Origin of the sequence: Gaetbulibacter sp. S0825 (genome assembly GCF_011777505.1) — a bacterium.
Lineage (GTDB): Bacteria > Bacteroidota > Bacteroidia > Flavobacteriales > Flavobacteriaceae > Pontimicrobium.
On sequence record NZ_JAATJT010000001.1, the window covers coordinates 1355262 to 1371462 of the forward strand.

A 16201-nucleotide genomic window follows, 5' to 3' on the forward strand; every position below is an offset into this window, starting at 1 on the left:
AATCATAAAACTAAAGTCACAAATCTAGTTATCTTTGCTTCTTGTTAACAAAAGTATCAAAAATAGATTGAGGTATTTTATAGAACTTTCATATAACGGAAAATCATATCATGGTTGGCAAAATCAGCCAAATGCTGTGTCAGTTCAAGAGGTTTTAGAAAAAGCTTTGTCAACTTTATTAAGAGAAACTATTGCCATTGTTGGAGCTGGACGTACTGATGCAGGTGTACACGCAAAACAAATGTTTGCGCATTTTGATACCAATGTAGATTTTTCGCAAGAAGATTTAACTTATAAGCTGAATTCTTTTTTACCTAAAGATATTGCTATACATACTATTTTTGAGGTTTCAAAAGATGCTCATGCACGTTTTGATGCTTTAAGTAGAAGTTATATTTATAGAATCTCATTAACTAAAAATGTGTTTGATTATAACTATTCTTATAACTTTAACCTTCCATTAGATGTAGATGCAATGAATAAAGCATGTAAGGTGTTGTTTGAATATAAAAATTTTAAATGCTTTTCAAGAAGTAATACGGATGTTAAAACATACAATTGCGACATTGTAAAGGCTGGGTGGATAAAAGAAAATCAAATGGTTGTTTTTTCGATTACGGCGAATCGTTTTTTACGAAATATGGTAAGAGCTATTGTGGGAACAATGATAGAAGTTGGCTTAGGAAAAATTAGTATAGAACAGTTTCATTATATAATTAAATCTAAAGATAGAGCAAATGCAGGAACATCAGTTCCAGGACATGGCTTATATTTAGTGAATATTGATTACCCAAATCACATTTTAAAAGTAGATGAATAAGAAGAAGGAAAACGTTTTTGATACTAAACTCTTTAGGAGGTTGTTGTTCTACATAAAACCTTACCGTTGGGTATTTGTGCTGTCTTTGATAACTGTTGTTGGGTTGGCTATTTTTGGCGCTTTACGGCCAAAAGTATTGCAATTAGCCATAGATGAAAACATTACTAATCAAGAACTTGAAGGTTTTTTGCCTTATATAATTGCTATGCTAGTGCTTCTTGTTTTAGAAGTTTCTAGTAATTTACTCTTTATATATTATGCAGGTTGGCTTGGTCAATCGGTTGTAAGAGATGTTCGTATTAAACTTTTTAGACACATCTTAAATTTTAAGATGAAGTACTACGACAACTCCTCAGTAGGTGTTTTAATTACTAGAGCAGTTACTGATATGGAGCGTATCGCCGATATTTTTGGACAAGGTCTCTTTATGATTTTTAGTGACATATTAAAAATGCTATTTGTAGGTATCATGATGGCAATGATGAATTGGCGACTAAGTATTATTGTATTTTGTACGTTACCATTTGTATTAATTGCTACTAAGATTTTTCAGAAGTATATGAAAAAAGCTTTTGAAGAAGTACGTAATGAGGTTTCTAATTTAAACTCGTTTGTGCAAGAACGTGTTACAGGAATGAAGATTTTGCAACTTTTTGCTCGTGAGGATATCGAGTATAAAAACTTTAAGGCAATTAACGAACGTCATAAAAAAGGTTGGCTAAAAACGGTTTGGTATAACTCTATTTTCTTTCCAATAGCTGAATTATTATCATCACTTACCCTAGGGTTGGTTGTTTGGTTTGGTGGATTAAATGTTGTGTTACATCAAACAACGACGTTAGGAGATTTAACAGCCTTCATAATGATGATTCCTATGATGTTTCGTCCTCTAAATCAGATAGCTAATAAGTTTAATACATTACAAATGGGAATGGTGGCTGCCGATAGGGTATTTAAAGTGTTGGATACAACGTCTAATATTGACGATTCAGGTGAGGTTATTGCATCGCATTTTAAGGGAGATATAAAATTTAAGAATGTACATTTTTCTTATGTCGAAGACGAAGAAGTGCTAAAAGGAATTTCGTTTGATGTGAAAGCAGGAGATATGGTAGCCATTGTTGGAGCCACAGGAGCTGGAAAGTCGACCATTATTAATTTGTTGAACCGCTTTTATAAAATTGATTCAGGAGAAATTTTAATAGATGACACCAATATCAAAGAGGTGACGTTAAACTCGCTTAGAAGACAGGTAGCTGTAGTATTGCAAGACGTGTTTTTGTTTGCAGATACCATATTAAACAATATTACGCTAAATGACCCAGACATTACAGAAGAAGATGTTATAGAAGCCGCTAAGCAAATAGGTATTCACGATTTTATTATGAGCTTACCAAACGGCTATCATTATAATGTAAAAGAACGCGGAGTTATGTTGTCGTCTGGACAGCGTCAATTAATTTCTTTTCTACGAGCTTATGTAACTAATCCAAGTATTTTGATTTTGGATGAAGCAACCTCGTCTGTCGATTCATATTCCGAACAATTAATGCAAGAAGCTACCGATAAAGTTACCGAAGGTAGAACTTCAATTGTTATAGCACATAGATTAGCAACCGTTAAAAAAGCAAATAATATTATAGTGTTAGATGCTGGTGAAATTGTGGAACAAGGTACGCATGATGAACTCTTAAAAAAGCAAGATGGTTACTATCGAAACTTATACGAAGTACAGTTTTTGCAAGAGGAACCGGTTTAGGTAGCTTGACTTTGCGTAGCAAATTCTTTTAGACCTTCAACTCCTTCAATTAAGTAAATGGTTATTAGAAATAGGATTGTAAATAATACTATAATAATTAGCAATGTAACCAAAAATAGAAGTGTTTTTAGAATGAGTGATTTAAAACTCAATTTAAAAATACGTTTATAGCAGTAAGCGAAGAAAATAATTTGAAGAGGTAAAGATAATAGCCCCATCAACCCAAAATTTATCCCTAAAAAAGAGGTTATTAATACTAAAACAGATGTAATAATTGAAACATGAGCAGCTAAATACATATTTATCACTAGATGCTCTGTGAAATTATACTGCTTATAATTAAAAAACACAATTTTAGACATTAAAGCATATACAGGGACAATTAGCATATAAATAACAGATTGATATTCTTGTCCAAAATTCATGTTCTGTTGGTTTATATCTTCCATTCCATCTTGTGAAAGGAAATCTACATTTACCAACTCAGGAAAAAATTTATTTACAATAAACATCTGAAACCCCGAAAGTGTAAGTGCTATGGCAAAATAACTTATCACATTTACATATCTTTTTCTAGTGCCGTGGATGTAACAATCTGTAACGGTTTCTGGTTTTGTAGTTAGTTGTCTAAAAGTTTTTAAGAATTTATTGTCATAATTCAAAAATTGTTCACTAAAATGAGCAAATAAAGATTTAATTGTTAATCGATTACGTATAACTTTTGCGCCACAAGATGGGCAATAGTTGTGGTGGGTTTGAATTGAAAGTTCACAATTTTTACATTCCATTAAGTCAAGTCTTCCTTAATTTTTTCAACGAGTTCTTCAGAGTTTTTATACATAATAAACTCTCCATTTTTTATATAAGAAATTTGTCCAGTTTCTTCCGAAACAACAACAGCAAGAGCGTCCGTTTTTTCAGTAATACCAATAGCTGCGCGATGCCTTAAGCCAAAACGTTCTGGAATGTTTTTTTCATTATTTACAGGAAGAATTACTCTAGTGGCTTTAATAACATTATTAGCAATGATAATGGCGCCATCATGTAAAGGACTATTTTTAAAAAAGATACTTTCTAAAATGGGTTGTGTGACCTTGATATTCATTTCGTCTCCAGTTGATAGTAAAAAGTCAAGGTTATTATTGCGTTCTAATACAATTAAAGCACCTGTTTTTGAACTTCCCATTTTAACACATGCAGCCACAACTGTTTCAGCTTCGGTTTCATGAATAGCCTGTGTTCGTAAAAAATTAAGGCGCTTGGTTAAACCACTTTTTGACCCAATGTTTGTAGAGCCAATCATTAACAAAAACTTCCTTATTTCTGGTTGAAATACGACGATTAAGGCAATTAATCCTACACTCATAAAGCCACCAAGAATTTTGGTAAGCATTTTCATTTGTAGTGCATCAACCAATAAAAAGATGAGGTAAATAATAACGATACCTACAAAAATATTGATGGCGACAGTCCCTTTAATAAGCTTGTATACATAGTAGAGTAGTAGTGCTACTAAAATAATATCGATAACGTCTAGAACGGTAAATTTTAATAAGTCGTCAAATATTTCCAAGCTTAAGTTGTATTTTAAATTTTAATAAATATAACTAATTATAGATGAATTCATGATTGGATATTAATATGCTATCATTATCTATTTCATTTAATAATGTTTTTAACTTAATATAATCTTGAAACTTGGTATTTTGATATATCCTTAAAATTAATGGGGCACTAATATCTGAGCTATTAATTTTAAAATAATTATTCAATTGACTTAAGCTGATTTCTTCTTCTAATGAACAATCCCCAATAATTGAGTTAGATGAAACAATTAATTCCATGGACGGTTTTAAATCAATTATTTTGTAGATAAAAAAAGTTGAATCTCTTTTTTTTAATTGATTCAGATATCTTTTAAATCCATCTTGCTCTGATTCTTCTTCATAAACCACATCAGTAAACTCAATAAAAGACAGGTTCTTCAAATCTGTATTATTACAGGTAAAGTAGTTGTGAAAACTATGCTTCTCATTACCTTGTCGTTTTTCTTGTAAGTACTGTAAGTGAGGTAAAATTTGTTTTAATGTTAAGCGTTTATCGATATTTACAAGCCAATTGGTAGAGCTAATCATGTTTCTTCGGTTAAACTCTACACTATCTGTTTCTTCATCATAAAACATATATACAGGAGATATGTCTACAACTTCAGTGATGCCTTTATTGGTGGTTTCTGGTAGTTGCACAACACGCTTATTGCAAGACGTTAGCAAGCAAAATGTGAATAAAAATAATAGTTGCTTCATTAATTAAGTTGATTTGTAAGTTTTATACATTCCATGGCTTCGTTTACATCATGAACACGTAATATTTTTGCACCTTTTAACAAAGCAATAGTGTTTAACGATGTGGTGCCATTTAAGGCTTCGTTTGGATTAGTGTCTAATAATTGATAAATCATAGATTTTCTACTCACACCAACAAGCATTGGTTGTTCTAACATGTTTAGTAATTCCAGATGATTTAAAAGAGAATAATTCTGTTCAAGTGTTTTAGAAAACCCAAAGCCAGGGTCTATAATAATATCGTTTATTTTGTGAGATCTAGCTTCGGCCACTCTTTCAGAAAAGTAATAAATAATGTCTTTAATCAAGTCATTATAATCTGTGTGTTGTTGCATAGTCTGAGGTGTTCCTTTCATGTGCATCATCACATAAGGGACTCCCCGTTTACCGACGGTCTCTAGCATTTTTTTATCTAACTTTCCACCAGAAATATCATTTATAATAGCAGCACCTAAATTTATACACTCATTTGCAATATTACTTCTAAAGGTGTCAATAGATAAATTAATACTTGGAAATTGTTTAATAAGTAATTCAACAATTGGTATGATTCGTTTCAATTCTTCAGCTTCACTAACATGATTAGCTCCAGGACGTGAACTATAAGCACCAACATCAATAAACGTAGCACCTTCGCTTAGCATATTTTCAACTTGATTTAAAATGGAAGCATCATTTTTGTAGCGTCCTCCATCGTAAAAAGAATCAGGAGTTATATTTAAAATTCCCATGACCTTTGGTGTAGATAAATCAATAAGTGTTCCTTTACAATTAATGGTCATTCGTCGAGTATTCTGGTTTGTGAATTTGCTGTTTTAAAATAAACTTTGAATAGTTCTAAATTTAAGCGAAATTTACGCAAAATTCAATTGACTTTATGCAAAATACTTCAAAACAATATGACGAGGTGATATCTACTTGTAGAGAGCTGTTTGTGAACAAAATGAGTGATTACGGAAGTGCTTGGAGAATTTTAAGACTCCCTTCATTAACAGATCAAATTTTTATAAAAGCCCAACGCATTAGAGGGTTGCAGCAAAATGAGGTTCAAAAAGTAGATGAGGGCGAAGTAAGTGAGTTTATTGGTATTATTAACTATTGTATTATGGCTTTAATACAATTAGAAAAAGGTGTGGTGGAGCAACCAGACTTATCGGTAGATGAAGCCACCAAGCTTTATGATAAACAGGTAGCAATAACAAAACAACTCATGCAAGATAAAAACCACGATTATGGTGAAGCATGGAGAGATATGCGTGTGAGTTCGCTAACCGATTTAATTTTACAAAAACTATTACGAGTTAAGCAAATAGAAGATAATTCAGGAAAAACCATTGTAAGTGAAGGTATTGACGCCAATTATCAAGACATGATAAATTACGCGGTATTTGCTTTAATTCATATTAAAGAACAAGATTAACTTATAGACCAAAAACCAAATAACCTATGAAAATTTTAGTTGCAATTTCAAGAATACTAGTTGGTGTTTTATTCATCATTTCAGGATTAATAAAATTAAACGATCCATTAGGTTTTTCATATAAATTACAAGAATACTTTGGTTCAGATGTTTTAAACATTGAGTTTTTGATACCTTATGCTTTAGGGATTTCGGTAATTGTAGTGGTATTTGAAGTAGTCTTAGGTGTATTTCTGCTCATTGGTTATAAGCCAAAATTTACAGTTTGGAGTTTGTTAGGGATGATTGTGTTCTTTACGTTCCTTACATTTTATTCAGCATATTTTGACAAAGTAAAAGATTGTGGTTGTTTTGGAGATGCTTTAAAATTGACACCTTGGGAAAGTTTTACTAAAGATGTTATTTTACTAGTTTTTATCCTAGTACTGTTCTATGGCATGAAACATATAAAGCCCATTTTTGCAAAATTACCAACAACCATTATTGCATTAGTGAGTTTTATTTGGTGTTTATGGTTTGGATATCACGTATTAATGCATTTACCTACAGTAGATTTTAGAGCATACAAAATTGGTGATAATCTTATAGAAAATATGAGCACACCAGAAGATGCTCCAAAGGCCATTCAAGAATTTACATGGACGTTTAAAGTAGATGGAGAAGAAAAAGAATTTGTGACCAACGGTTCATATCCAACAGTTGATGGCGAATATGTAGGTGTAGAAACTAAGGTTATAAAAGAAGGTTACCAACCATCAATTTTAGATTTTTCTATTGAAACTGATGAAGGCGATATGACCCAAGAAATTTTAGCAGAAGAGAAGTTGGTAATAATAGTATCATATAGTTTGGATAGCGCTGAAAAAGATGGACTAGCAGCTTTTATGGCTAAAGCTAAAGAAGCAACAGATAAAGGTTATAAGGTTATAGGTTTAACAGCTTCTGGAGCTGAAGCTAAAGAACGTATAAAGGCAGACTATAATTTCGATTTCAAATTTTACTCATGCGATGAAAAAGCTTTAAAAACAGTAGTTCGAGCTAATCCAGGTATTTTGGAATTAAGCAAAGGAACTGTAAAGCAAAAAGTACATTGGAACGATATTAATGACCTTAAACTTTAATATTTGATTAACTACTTTCTAAATAAAGCATTTTACGCATTACTTACATTATTTGGAGTTGTTACAGTTATTTTCTTTTTATTTAATGTGCTTCCTGGAGACCCTGCTCAAATGATGTTGGGTCAAAATGAAGATAGTGAGCAACTAACCATTGTTAAAGCAAAATATGGTTTCGATAAACCAGTTGGAACACAATATTTATATTATTTAAATGATTTGTCGCCAATATCATTTCATTCAAGTTCTGAAGACGATTACACATATTTAAGAGACAACAAATACTCATCTAGTAAATTATTTACTATTGGAAATACCACTACGGTTTTGAAATTTCCGTATTTAAGGGAATCTTTTACAAAGCAAGGAAAAAAAGTAAGTCAAGTATTGGGTGAAACACTACCGAACACATTTGTTTTGGCAGTTTCGGCCATTATAATTGCGATGATATTAGGATTAGTTTTAGGTGTTGTATCTGCACGTTTTAAAGATACTTGGTTAGATAAATTGATACAAATTGTAAGTACGTTAGGTATGAGTGTACCTTCATTTTTTAGTGCGATATTATTTGCATGGTTTTTTGGTTTCTTATTACATGAATATACCAATTTAGAAATGACAGGAAGTTTATATGAACTAGATGATTTTGGAGAAAAAAACACCATACAATGGAAAAATTTAATTCTTCCTGCAATAGTTTTGGGGATTCGTCCCTTGGCAGTGGTTATTCAATTAATGAGAAACTCTTTGCTTGAAGTATTAAATCAAGATTATATTCGTACAGCAAGATCAAAAGGATTGAGCGAATTACAAGTTATTAAAAACCATGCAATAAAAAATGCATTAAATCCTGTTGTGACCGCTATTTCAGGATGGTTTGCATCAATGCTTGCAGGTGCAGTATTTGTGGAGTATATTTTTGGTTGGAATGGTTTAGGGAAAGAAATAGTAAACTCTTTAAATACTTTAGATTTACCAGTAATAATGGGATCGGTGTTAATCATTGCTCTCATGTTTATTATCATAAATATTTTTGTGGATATTATATACACATGGTTAGATCCAAAAGTTAAATTACAATAATAGAAAAACAAGAAAATGAGAAAGCAAATTGTAGCAGGAAACTGGAAAATGAATAATGACTTATCAGAAACGGAATTGCTCATTACTAACTTAAAAAAACAAAATAAAACATCTAAAGCTGAGGTCATGATTGCACCATCTTTTGTAAATCTATATCATGCTTTTGAAGCTTTAAGAACTCATGATATTGAGGTAGTTGCTCAAAACATGCATTTTGCCGAAAGTGGTGCCTTTACAGGTGAAGTAAGTGCAAGCATGCTTAAAAGTGTTGGTGTAAAAACAGTCATTTTAGGTCATAGTGAGCGTCGTGCATATTTTAACGAAACAGATGATGATTTAGCTAAAAAAGTAGATGCTGCTTTAAGTAATAATATGAATGTGATTTTTTGTTTTGGAGAAGAATTAACCGATAGAAAATCAGGTAATCACGAAGCTGTTGTTGGAAATCAAATTAAAAATGCTTTGTTTCATTTGTCAAATGATGCTTGGAGCAATATAGTTTTAGCGTACGAGCCTATTTGGGCCATTGGCACAGGTGAAACTGCTAGCCCAGAACAAGCACAAGATATGCACGCATTTATTAGAAAAACAATATCTGATAAATATGGTGTTACTATCGCGAATGATGTTTCTATTCTTTACGGAGGAAGTGTAAAGCCTAACAATGCCAAAGAGATTTTTTCTAAGCAGGATGTTGATGGAGGTTTAATTGGTGGCGCATCACTTAATGCCGAAGATTTCTTCAACATTGTAAACGCTTTTTAGTAGCATGTCAAATACAATTTATATTGGTTATTATTTTACTGTAGAGCCTTTAGTTCCTGCGGTAGAAATTCTTATTGCAGAACTTGGATATGGAGGATTTGAAAGTTTCGTAGAAACAGAAAATGGCGTCACAGCCTATATTCAAAAAGAAGAATGGAATAGTGATATTTTGGAAGATGTGCAAATTCTAAAATCCGACGAATTTAAAATCAGTTACATATTTAATGAGATAGAGCAAACCAATTGGAATGAAGAGTGGGAAAAGAATTTTCAACTAATAGTTGTTGATGATGTTTGTACAGTGAGAGCGCCTTTTCATGATGTGCCTAAGACGAAATACGACATTATAATCGAGCCAAAAATGAGTTTTGGCACTGGTCATCATGAAACTACACACATGATGATTCAACATATTTTAAATAATGATTTCTTAAACAAATCGGTATTAGATATGGGTTGTGGTACAGGAGTTTTAGCAATTTTAGCCGAAATGAAAGGTGCAGCAAAAATTGATGCAATAGATATTGATAATTGGTGTTATTTAAATAGTTTGGAGAATGTCCAGCGAAATAATTGCAAACATATTTCGGTCTATGAAGGTGATGCAAGTCTTTTAAAGGAAAAAGCGTATGATGTTATTATAGCTAATATTAATAGAAATATTTTGTTAGCTGATATTTCAAAATATGTTACTTGTCTTAAAAAAGAAGGACTGTTATTTTTAAGCGGATTTTATAATAATGACATTCCAATAATTGAAGAAGAATGTTCAAAATATAGATTGAAACTCAAAGAAAGTTTAGAGAAAAATAATTGGGTGTCATTAAAATTTATAAATTAGTAAAAAATTACCCCATGAGTATCAAGGAAAAAATATCAGAAAAAGTTTCTATTAAAGAAGAAGTTGTTAAGCAGCACGAAATTGTGTTGTTTAATGATGATGTTAATACTTTCGATCATGTTATAGATACATTGGTCGATGTTTGTGAACACACTTCAGAACAAGCCGAACAATGTGCGATTTTAGTTCATTACAAAGGTAAATGCACAGTAAAAACAGGTGAATACGACGATTTAGAGCCACGTTGCTCAATGTTGCTTAATGCAGGTTTAAGTGCCGAAATTGTCTAATTGTTCATTCTGCCAACAGCGCAACTTACAAACGATTTTGCTTTTTTTGTTAGCGGATTACTCTCACCAACAATTGGATAACCAAGTTTAGATAATAGGTTTATAGCTTCGCTTAAATTATCATCTTCCTTGTAATTAAAGGTAACCATGTCATTATCATTGTTTACCAATACATTCTCAATATTTTCAAGGGCGCTCAATCTAGTTATAATAGTATTTGCACAACCACCACATTTTAAGTTTTGAATTTCTAAAGTTGTTTTCATTATTTAATCTTACATGTGTTAATCCCAAACACTTTGTATAATGGGCAAAAATTAATTAGGCTAGTTAGTAAAAATATTACAGCCACAGCCATCAAAACATAAGCTAAAGTGCCTTCGATAACATTAAAATAGTAAAGCAAAGCAATAGCAATTGCAGCTATTATTCTTATGCCTTTGTCGGCATTTCCCATGTTTCTTTTCATGATTGATTTTTTTTAAATTTTAACTAAGATACAATATGAAGATCATTTTTAATAATAAAGTATTAAAATTGTAAGTTTAAAGTCAATAATTTAAATCATGAGCTTTGAAATAGAAGATTTATTGCAGTTAGGAAGCAAGATTAGTTATAAGAAGAAGGATTATATTTTAAGACAAGGTCAATTTTCTAATAAGGTATATTTTGTGCTTAATGGATTTGTTAGACATTTTGTTATTGATAAAGACGGTAATGAAAAAACAATAAGACTAACCACAGAAAATGGCTTTTTTTATTCGTCAAACGTTAGTTTTTACCTAGAAGAACCTTCATATATTAATTGCCAGGTTTTGGAAAATACAGAACTTATCTATTGGACTTCGATACAATTGAACGAGCTTAGAAATTCAAATTCAGATTTTTTAGAATTTGAAAATAAACAGCTTATCAACTTTATTATTGAAAAACACAAAAAAGAAATTTCAAGATTAACAAAAACAGCAAAAGATAGATTTGTTGAATTTAACAAAGAAAGAGAAAGTTATTTTAATAGAATTCCTCACCATATAATAGCTTCCTACCTTGATGTGACTCCAGAAACTCTTTCTAGACTAAGAGCAAACATAAAATCTTGATATAGATCAATGTAATATAGTTTCTTTCATTTTAATTTTGCTTCATCAATCAATTAAAAAATTTAAAAATGAAAAAATTATTTTTTATACCAATTATTTTGGTAACAGTATTAATGTCATGTTCAGATGACACAATTTTTGGATCAGGAAATCTAACTTCAGAAATCAGAGAAGTAGATTATTTTACGAAAGTAAGGAGTGAAGGTGTATTTGAAATTAATATAACACAAGGAGCAACACAATCAGTTGAAATAACAGGTGATAACAATATTATGAACGAAATTGAAACAAAAGTTGTCAATAACGAACTAAGATTGTATTTAGATGACGATTACAATTATCGAGATATTACTCTTAGAGTTGATATTGTTGTTAATAGGCTTAATGGAATTAAAAATTCTGGAGTTGGAGATATTTATGCTTATAATATTGACGAAAGTGGAAATTTTAACGTGTTTAATTCAGGGGCTGCTAACATTTTTATAGAAGGAGAGGCGCAAAGCTTGGATATTAAAAACGAAGGTTCAGGGGATTTTATGGGATTCAACTTTGAGGTAAACGATGGAGACTTAGAAAATATTGGGTCAGGTGATATTGAGGTAAATTGTACCGAAGAGTTAGATGTAAAAATTAAAGGAAGCGGAAATGTTTATTATAAAGGAAACCCTACTTTGGATGTGTCTATTTCTGGTTCAGGAAATGTTATTCAAAGTAATAATTAATTACATGTTCTACTTGTTTAAAAAAGGCTTAACTCGTAACTTATGAGTTGAGCTTTTAATTTGTTTAGGGTAATTATCACTTTTATAGGTGCCATGCTATTTAAGCATCTTAGGAGTAGCCACCGTTCTAAACCCTGTGTGATCGGAACCAGAATCTCTACTTAATCCCATTCTAGAAGAAATCCTAAAACTAGCACAATATGAAGCGTGACATAAAAACGAACCACCTTTAATAACATGTTCTTGTTGATATGGATTATCTGGGCTGAAAGCCTTTTTAGCACCTTTTGGGTTTATCAAGACCTTAGACGTATCTAATTCTCGATAATAATTTACATTAAAAAGGTCGCTTGTTAGCTCCCAAACATTACCTAACATATCGTATACACCAATACTGTTAGGCTCGTAAGATTTTACAGGAGCTATAAACTCAAACCCATCGATGCTTTCGTTTTTTACTGGAAATTTACCTTGCCACGTGTTTGCCATGTCATTTAAAGCTGTACTATTATTTCCCCAAGTAAATATATTATCGGTTGATTTGCCTTGAGCAGCTGATTCCCATTCTGCTTCGGTAGGTAGTCTTCTATTTGCCCATTTGCAATAAGCCTGAGCGTCTTCTAATGCAATATGTACAACAGGGAAATCATCTTTGCCATCTATCGTGCTATTTGAACCATCGGGATGTTTCCAATTGGCACCAATTTTCCATGTCCACCATTGGCTATAGTTTGACATGTTAACTACTGCATTTACATTTTTGTTAAATATTAGGCTTCCAGGTTGGAGAATGGAATCATGAGGCTTTGGTGTGCCTTGAGGAAGTTCTTTTTTCATAACTTCCCAATCTATTGGTCGTTCAGCAATAGTAATATAATTTGTAACTTCGACAAAGGCCTTGAATTGCTTGTTGGTCACTTCAGTAATATCTATAAAAAACCCATCAACAGTAACTTGATGAGCTGGTTTTTCTCTCATCATCGCAAATTTATCGCTAACTTTGGCGCCTTGTAAAAACGTCTTACCTTCTACCCAAACCATTCCATCAGGTGTTTTAATATCAGCGGGCTGTTCTTTTAAAACTTTATAAGATTCTGTTTCGGTTATAATTGGTTTAATATTTTTTTCTTTGTTTTCAGTTTTACAATTAAAAAAAACTAAAACAATAATGTATAAAGAGAAACTTTTAAGATTAAGCCTAAATCTCATTTGGTAAAAGAGTTATTCTATGAATTATATTTTAATTACATTTATTGTCAAAACTAAGCAAATTATAAATAGTTAAACTTATACAAGTTGGTAATCAATATTAACTTCGTTCTTAATAATTTCAGATTGACTTTATAACTTCACACCATAATGATTGGACTTATCTCTTTTGTTGGCTTTACAGCTCTAGTAGCTTTTATTTCTTATTACGCAACCCGAAAAACAGATGAGGCTTCTTCCGATGGTTATTTTCTTGGTGGTAGAAGTTTAACAGCAGGTGTTATTGCTGGATCACTATTATTAACCAACCTTTCTACAGAGCAACTTGTTGGTCTTAACGGTTCTGCATATTCCGAAGGTATTTTAGTAATGGCTTGGGAAACTTTGGCAGCCATTGCGATGGTCGCGACTGCTTTGTATTTATTACCTAGATATTTAAAGGGAGGATTGACGACTATCCCTCAATTTTTATCAGAACGTTTTGATGTCACTACAAAAACATTAACCTCAGCACTGTTTTTAACAGGTTATGTCGTGGTATTATTGCCCACAATTTTATATTCTGGATCTCTTGCTATTAGTGCCATGTTTGATGTTCCTGAACTTTTAGGTGTCTCAGAAAAAGTTGCCTTATGGGTATGTATATGGGGAATTGGAGTTGTTGGTTCTATTTATGCTGTTTTTGGAGGTTTAAAAGCGGTTGCAGTATCTGATTCTATTAATGCTATTGGATTACTTGTTGGAGGTATTTTGATACCCATTTTTGGGCTAATGATTGTGGGAGATGGTAATGTGTTTGATGGTATAACTACACTACAGACTGATATTCCGGAAAAATTTAATTCTATTGGAACTAAAACAGCATCTGTACCATTTGTGACGATTTTTACAGGTATGATGCTAGTTCAGTTGTTTTATTGGGGTACTAACCAACAAATTATTCAGCGTGCGTTAGGTGCAAAAAATCTTCAAGAAGGGCAAAAAGGATTACTTCTAGCTTCTTTTATTAAAATACTTGGACCCTTAATTGTAGTACTTCCAGGTATTATTGCATACTATATGGCTCAACAAGGAATATTAGATGTTTCTCAACCAGATCAAGCTTATGGTGAATTGGTAAAGAAAGTGCTTCCTCCAGAATTTATTGGTTTCTTTGCTGCTGTTTTATTTGGCGCTATATTAAGTTCATTTAATAGTGTGCTCAATAGTTCAGTAACTTTATTTGGTATAGATATTTACAAAGAACATATTAATAAAGAGGCTGATGAAAAAACAACCGTAAAGTATGGTAAAATCTTTGGTATCATCTTAGCAATTGGTGCGATGCTAATTGCTCCATTTTTATCAGATTTAGACAGTATATTTAGTTATTTACAACAAGTAAATGGTATTTACAGTATACCAATACTAACAATAATATTTGTTGGGTTTGTTACAAAAAAAGTTCCAGCAATTGCAGCAAAAATAGGGCTGCTATCTGGTTCAATTCTATACATTATTAGTGAATTTGTAATTAGACCTAATAAGGTTTCCAATGCATTGACAACAGCCGAAGCTAACGGAATAACATCTGCAGAAGCTTTAAAAGTAATTGAAGCCGATGCATATCCTCATTTTCTACACGTTATGGCAATTCTATTTTTGCTTAATGTGGCTATCATGCTAATTATAGGTTACTTTAAACCAAGAACAATAGCATACAAGCAGAAATTTACAAATGAGGTGGATATCACACCTTGGAAACATGCAAAATTTGTTGGACTAATAATTGTGATAATTGTTGTTTTAGTTTATTTATATTATTCTTAAAAAAAAATATAGAACATACAAAAACCTTAATCCTTTACTTCAAAAATTGCTTCAACCTCAACAGCCCAGTCAGACGGTAACTGCATCCCAACGGCGGATCTAGCATGCTCACCCTTTTCTTCAAATACTTTATTAAAGAATTCGCTTGCTCCATTAATAATAGAAGAGGTATTATTAAACGTTTCGCTGCAGTTTACCATTCCAAACACCTTTACAACTCTAGAGATAGATTCTATATCGCAAACAGACCCAACAGCTCTTATACAGTTAAATGCACAAATTTCAGCAGCTTTTTTAGCTTCATCGGTATCAATATCGGCACCTACCTTACCTTGTATTTTATGGTCTTCCCAAAAAGGGACTTGTCCAGAAGTAAATACCAAATTTCCAACTCTAACAGCAGAATTAAAAGGAAAGCCTTGTGGTTTTAATGGAGCTGGAGAGTAAGAATATCCTAGCTCTTTTAATTTTTTAATAATCATTTTGTTCTATTTTAAGTTATATACTACTCTGCAAGAAAGCTTTTTTATAATAAAGATAATAGTTGTTTAAGCGAAAATTAATTATTTTTTAAATACTTGTGTTTTTTGATTAATTCATACAAAACTATCCAGAGATTAAATTAACAGTTAGTCAGACTATCAAGTAATGAATTAAACCTAGTCTATTCAGCACTAAAAATTAAGGTTTGCAAAAAGAATATATTTATCTTAAAAATTGATGATTATAAATTGGTCAAATAAGAAAACAAAAAATCCTAAAAAATTGAAAAACAATTAATTAGGATTCTTTTTGTGACCTCGGCAGGATTCAAACCTGCAACCTCTTGAGCCGTAATCAAGTGCACTATTCAGTTATGCTACGAGGCCATTTTTGTGGGTGCAAATATATTTTATTTTGTTACAATGACAAAATTAAGT

General features: G+C 31.7%; 19 protein-coding genes and 1 tRNA gene. 11 read left to right on the forward strand and 9 right to left on the reverse strand.

The genetic code is table 11. The features are described from left to right. Window positions 1-67 precede the first annotated feature (67 nt). Together truA and HB672_RS06165 are read left to right on the forward strand one after the other, a co-directional pair. Complete coding sequence (truA, locus tag HB672_RS06160) at window positions 68-820, forward strand: tRNA pseudouridine(38-40) synthase TruA (RefSeq protein ID WP_167609370.1); 753 nt, start codon at window positions 68-70, stop codon at window positions 818-820. Further along, window positions 813-2579: an ABC transporter ATP-binding protein gene (locus HB672_RS06165; protein WP_167609373.1), complete on the forward strand. Its 1767-nt coding sequence runs from the start codon at window positions 813-815 to the stop codon at window positions 2577-2579. The genes truA and HB672_RS06165 overlap by 8 nt, the downstream gene beginning before the upstream one ends. Here the strand turns inward: HB672_RS06165 and HB672_RS06170 are convergent. From HB672_RS06170 to folP, 4 genes are read right to left on the reverse strand one after another with little or no spacing between them, the layout of a single operon-like run. Beyond that, window positions 2576-3367 (reverse strand): DUF3667 domain-containing protein, encoded by a 792-nt coding sequence (locus tag HB672_RS06170; protein WP_167609376.1) that lies wholly within the window; start codon window positions 3365-3367, stop codon window positions 2576-2578. The two genes, HB672_RS06165 and HB672_RS06170, sit on opposite strands and share 4 nt — an antisense overlap. Continuing rightward, window positions 3367-4152 carry a diadenylate cyclase gene (locus tag HB672_RS06175; protein ID WP_167609379.1) on the reverse strand — a complete coding sequence of 262 codons (786 nt, stop codon included), beginning with the start codon at window positions 4150-4152 and terminating at the stop codon, window positions 3367-3369. The genes HB672_RS06170 and HB672_RS06175 overlap by 1 nt, the downstream gene beginning before the upstream one ends. Window positions 4153-4186: 34 nt before the next feature. Further along, window positions 4187-4885 (reverse strand): hypothetical protein, encoded by a 699-nt coding sequence (locus tag HB672_RS06180; protein ID WP_167609382.1) that lies wholly within the window; start codon window positions 4883-4885, stop codon window positions 4187-4189. Further along, on the reverse strand, window positions 4885-5706 hold the full coding sequence (folP, locus tag HB672_RS06185; RefSeq protein ID WP_167609386.1) for a dihydropteroate synthase: 822 nt from the start codon (window positions 5704-5706) through the stop codon (window positions 4885-4887). The genes HB672_RS06180 and folP overlap by 1 nt, the downstream gene beginning before the upstream one ends. A gap of 95 nt (window positions 5707-5801) precedes the next feature. Here folP and HB672_RS06190 point away from each other — a divergent pair, with 95 nt between their 5' ends. Genes HB672_RS06190 through HB672_RS06215 form a run of 6 tightly spaced genes read left to right on the forward strand, consistent with a single transcriptional unit; the run spans window position 5802 to window position 10441 of the window. Further along, entirely contained in the window at window positions 5802-6344 is a 543-nt protein-coding gene (locus tag HB672_RS06190; RefSeq protein WP_167609389.1) for a DUF1599 domain-containing protein, read from the forward strand. Window positions 6345-6370: 26 nt separating this feature from the next. Beyond that, window positions 6371-7465 carry a BT_3928 family protein gene (locus HB672_RS06195; RefSeq protein WP_167609392.1) on the forward strand — a complete coding sequence of 365 codons (1095 nt, stop codon included), beginning with the start codon at window positions 6371-6373 and terminating at the stop codon, window positions 7463-7465. Between the two features lie 3 nt (window positions 7466-7468). Then, entirely contained in the window at window positions 7469-8545 is a 1077-nt protein-coding gene (locus tag HB672_RS06200; RefSeq protein WP_167609396.1) for an ABC transporter permease, read from the forward strand. Window positions 8546-8560: 15 nt separating this feature from the next. Next, the gene (gene tpiA / locus HB672_RS06205) at window positions 8561-9310 is read left to right on the forward strand and encodes a triose-phosphate isomerase (protein ID WP_167609399.1); all 750 of its coding nucleotides are present in this window, start codon (window positions 8561-8563) and stop codon (window positions 9308-9310) included. 4 nt (window positions 9311-9314) lie between these two features. Further along, a complete protein-coding gene (gene prmA / locus HB672_RS06210) occupies window positions 9315-10151 on the forward strand; it encodes a 50S ribosomal protein L11 methyltransferase (RefSeq protein ID WP_167609403.1) in 837 nt (278 codons plus the stop codon). A 14-nt stretch (window positions 10152-10165) separates the two neighbouring features. Further along, window positions 10166-10441 carry an ATP-dependent Clp protease adaptor ClpS gene (locus tag HB672_RS06215; protein WP_167609407.1) on the forward strand — a complete coding sequence of 92 codons (276 nt, stop codon included), beginning with the start codon at window positions 10166-10168 and terminating at the stop codon, window positions 10439-10441. On the opposite strand, the gene HB672_RS06220 is transcribed toward HB672_RS06215, so the two are convergent. Together HB672_RS06220 and HB672_RS06225 are read right to left on the reverse strand one after the other, a co-directional pair. Further along, on the reverse strand, window positions 10438-10707 hold the full coding sequence (locus tag HB672_RS06220; RefSeq protein WP_167609410.1) for a heavy metal-associated domain-containing protein: 270 nt from the start codon (window positions 10705-10707) through the stop codon (window positions 10438-10440). The two genes, HB672_RS06215 and HB672_RS06220, sit on opposite strands and share 4 nt — an antisense overlap. Beyond that, window positions 10707-10910 (reverse strand): DUF2892 domain-containing protein, encoded by a 204-nt coding sequence (locus tag HB672_RS06225; RefSeq protein ID WP_167609413.1) that lies wholly within the window; start codon window positions 10908-10910, stop codon window positions 10707-10709. The genes HB672_RS06220 and HB672_RS06225 overlap by 1 nt, the downstream gene beginning before the upstream one ends. 97 nt (window positions 10911-11007) lie before the next feature. On the opposite strand from HB672_RS06225, the gene HB672_RS06230 reads away from it, so the two are divergent. Next, the gene (locus tag HB672_RS06230) at window positions 11008-11541 is read left to right on the forward strand and encodes a Crp/Fnr family transcriptional regulator (protein WP_167609416.1); all 534 of its coding nucleotides are present in this window, start codon (window positions 11008-11010) and stop codon (window positions 11539-11541) included. A gap of 68 nt (window positions 11542-11609) precedes the next feature. Further along, complete coding sequence (locus tag HB672_RS06235) at window positions 11610-12263, forward strand: head GIN domain-containing protein (protein ID WP_167609419.1); 654 nt, start codon at window positions 11610-11612, stop codon at window positions 12261-12263. A gap of 96 nt (window positions 12264-12359) precedes the next feature. Here HB672_RS06235 and HB672_RS06240 read toward each other — a convergent pair whose 3' ends face one another. Next, window positions 12360-13472: a formylglycine-generating enzyme family protein gene (locus HB672_RS06240; protein WP_167609422.1), complete on the reverse strand. Its 1113-nt coding sequence runs from the start codon at window positions 13470-13472 to the stop codon at window positions 12360-12362. Window positions 13473-13622: 150 nt separating this feature from the next. Here HB672_RS06240 and HB672_RS06245 point away from each other — a divergent pair, with 150 nt between their 5' ends. Continuing rightward, on the forward strand, window positions 13623-15281 hold the full coding sequence (locus tag HB672_RS06245; protein WP_167609425.1) for a solute:sodium symporter family transporter: 1659 nt from the start codon (window positions 13623-13625) through the stop codon (window positions 15279-15281). Between the two features lie 26 nt (window positions 15282-15307). Here HB672_RS06245 and HB672_RS06250 read toward each other — a convergent pair whose 3' ends face one another. Together HB672_RS06250 and HB672_RS06255 are read right to left on the reverse strand one after the other, a co-directional pair. Next, on the reverse strand, window positions 15308-15763 hold the full coding sequence (locus HB672_RS06250) for a RidA family protein (RefSeq protein ID WP_167609428.1): 456 nt from the start codon (window positions 15761-15763) through the stop codon (window positions 15308-15310). A 313-nt stretch (window positions 15764-16076) separates the two neighbouring features. Beyond that, a tRNA-Arg gene (locus HB672_RS06255) sits at window positions 16077-16150 on the reverse strand. Between the last annotated feature and the right edge of the window lie 51 nt (window positions 16151-16201).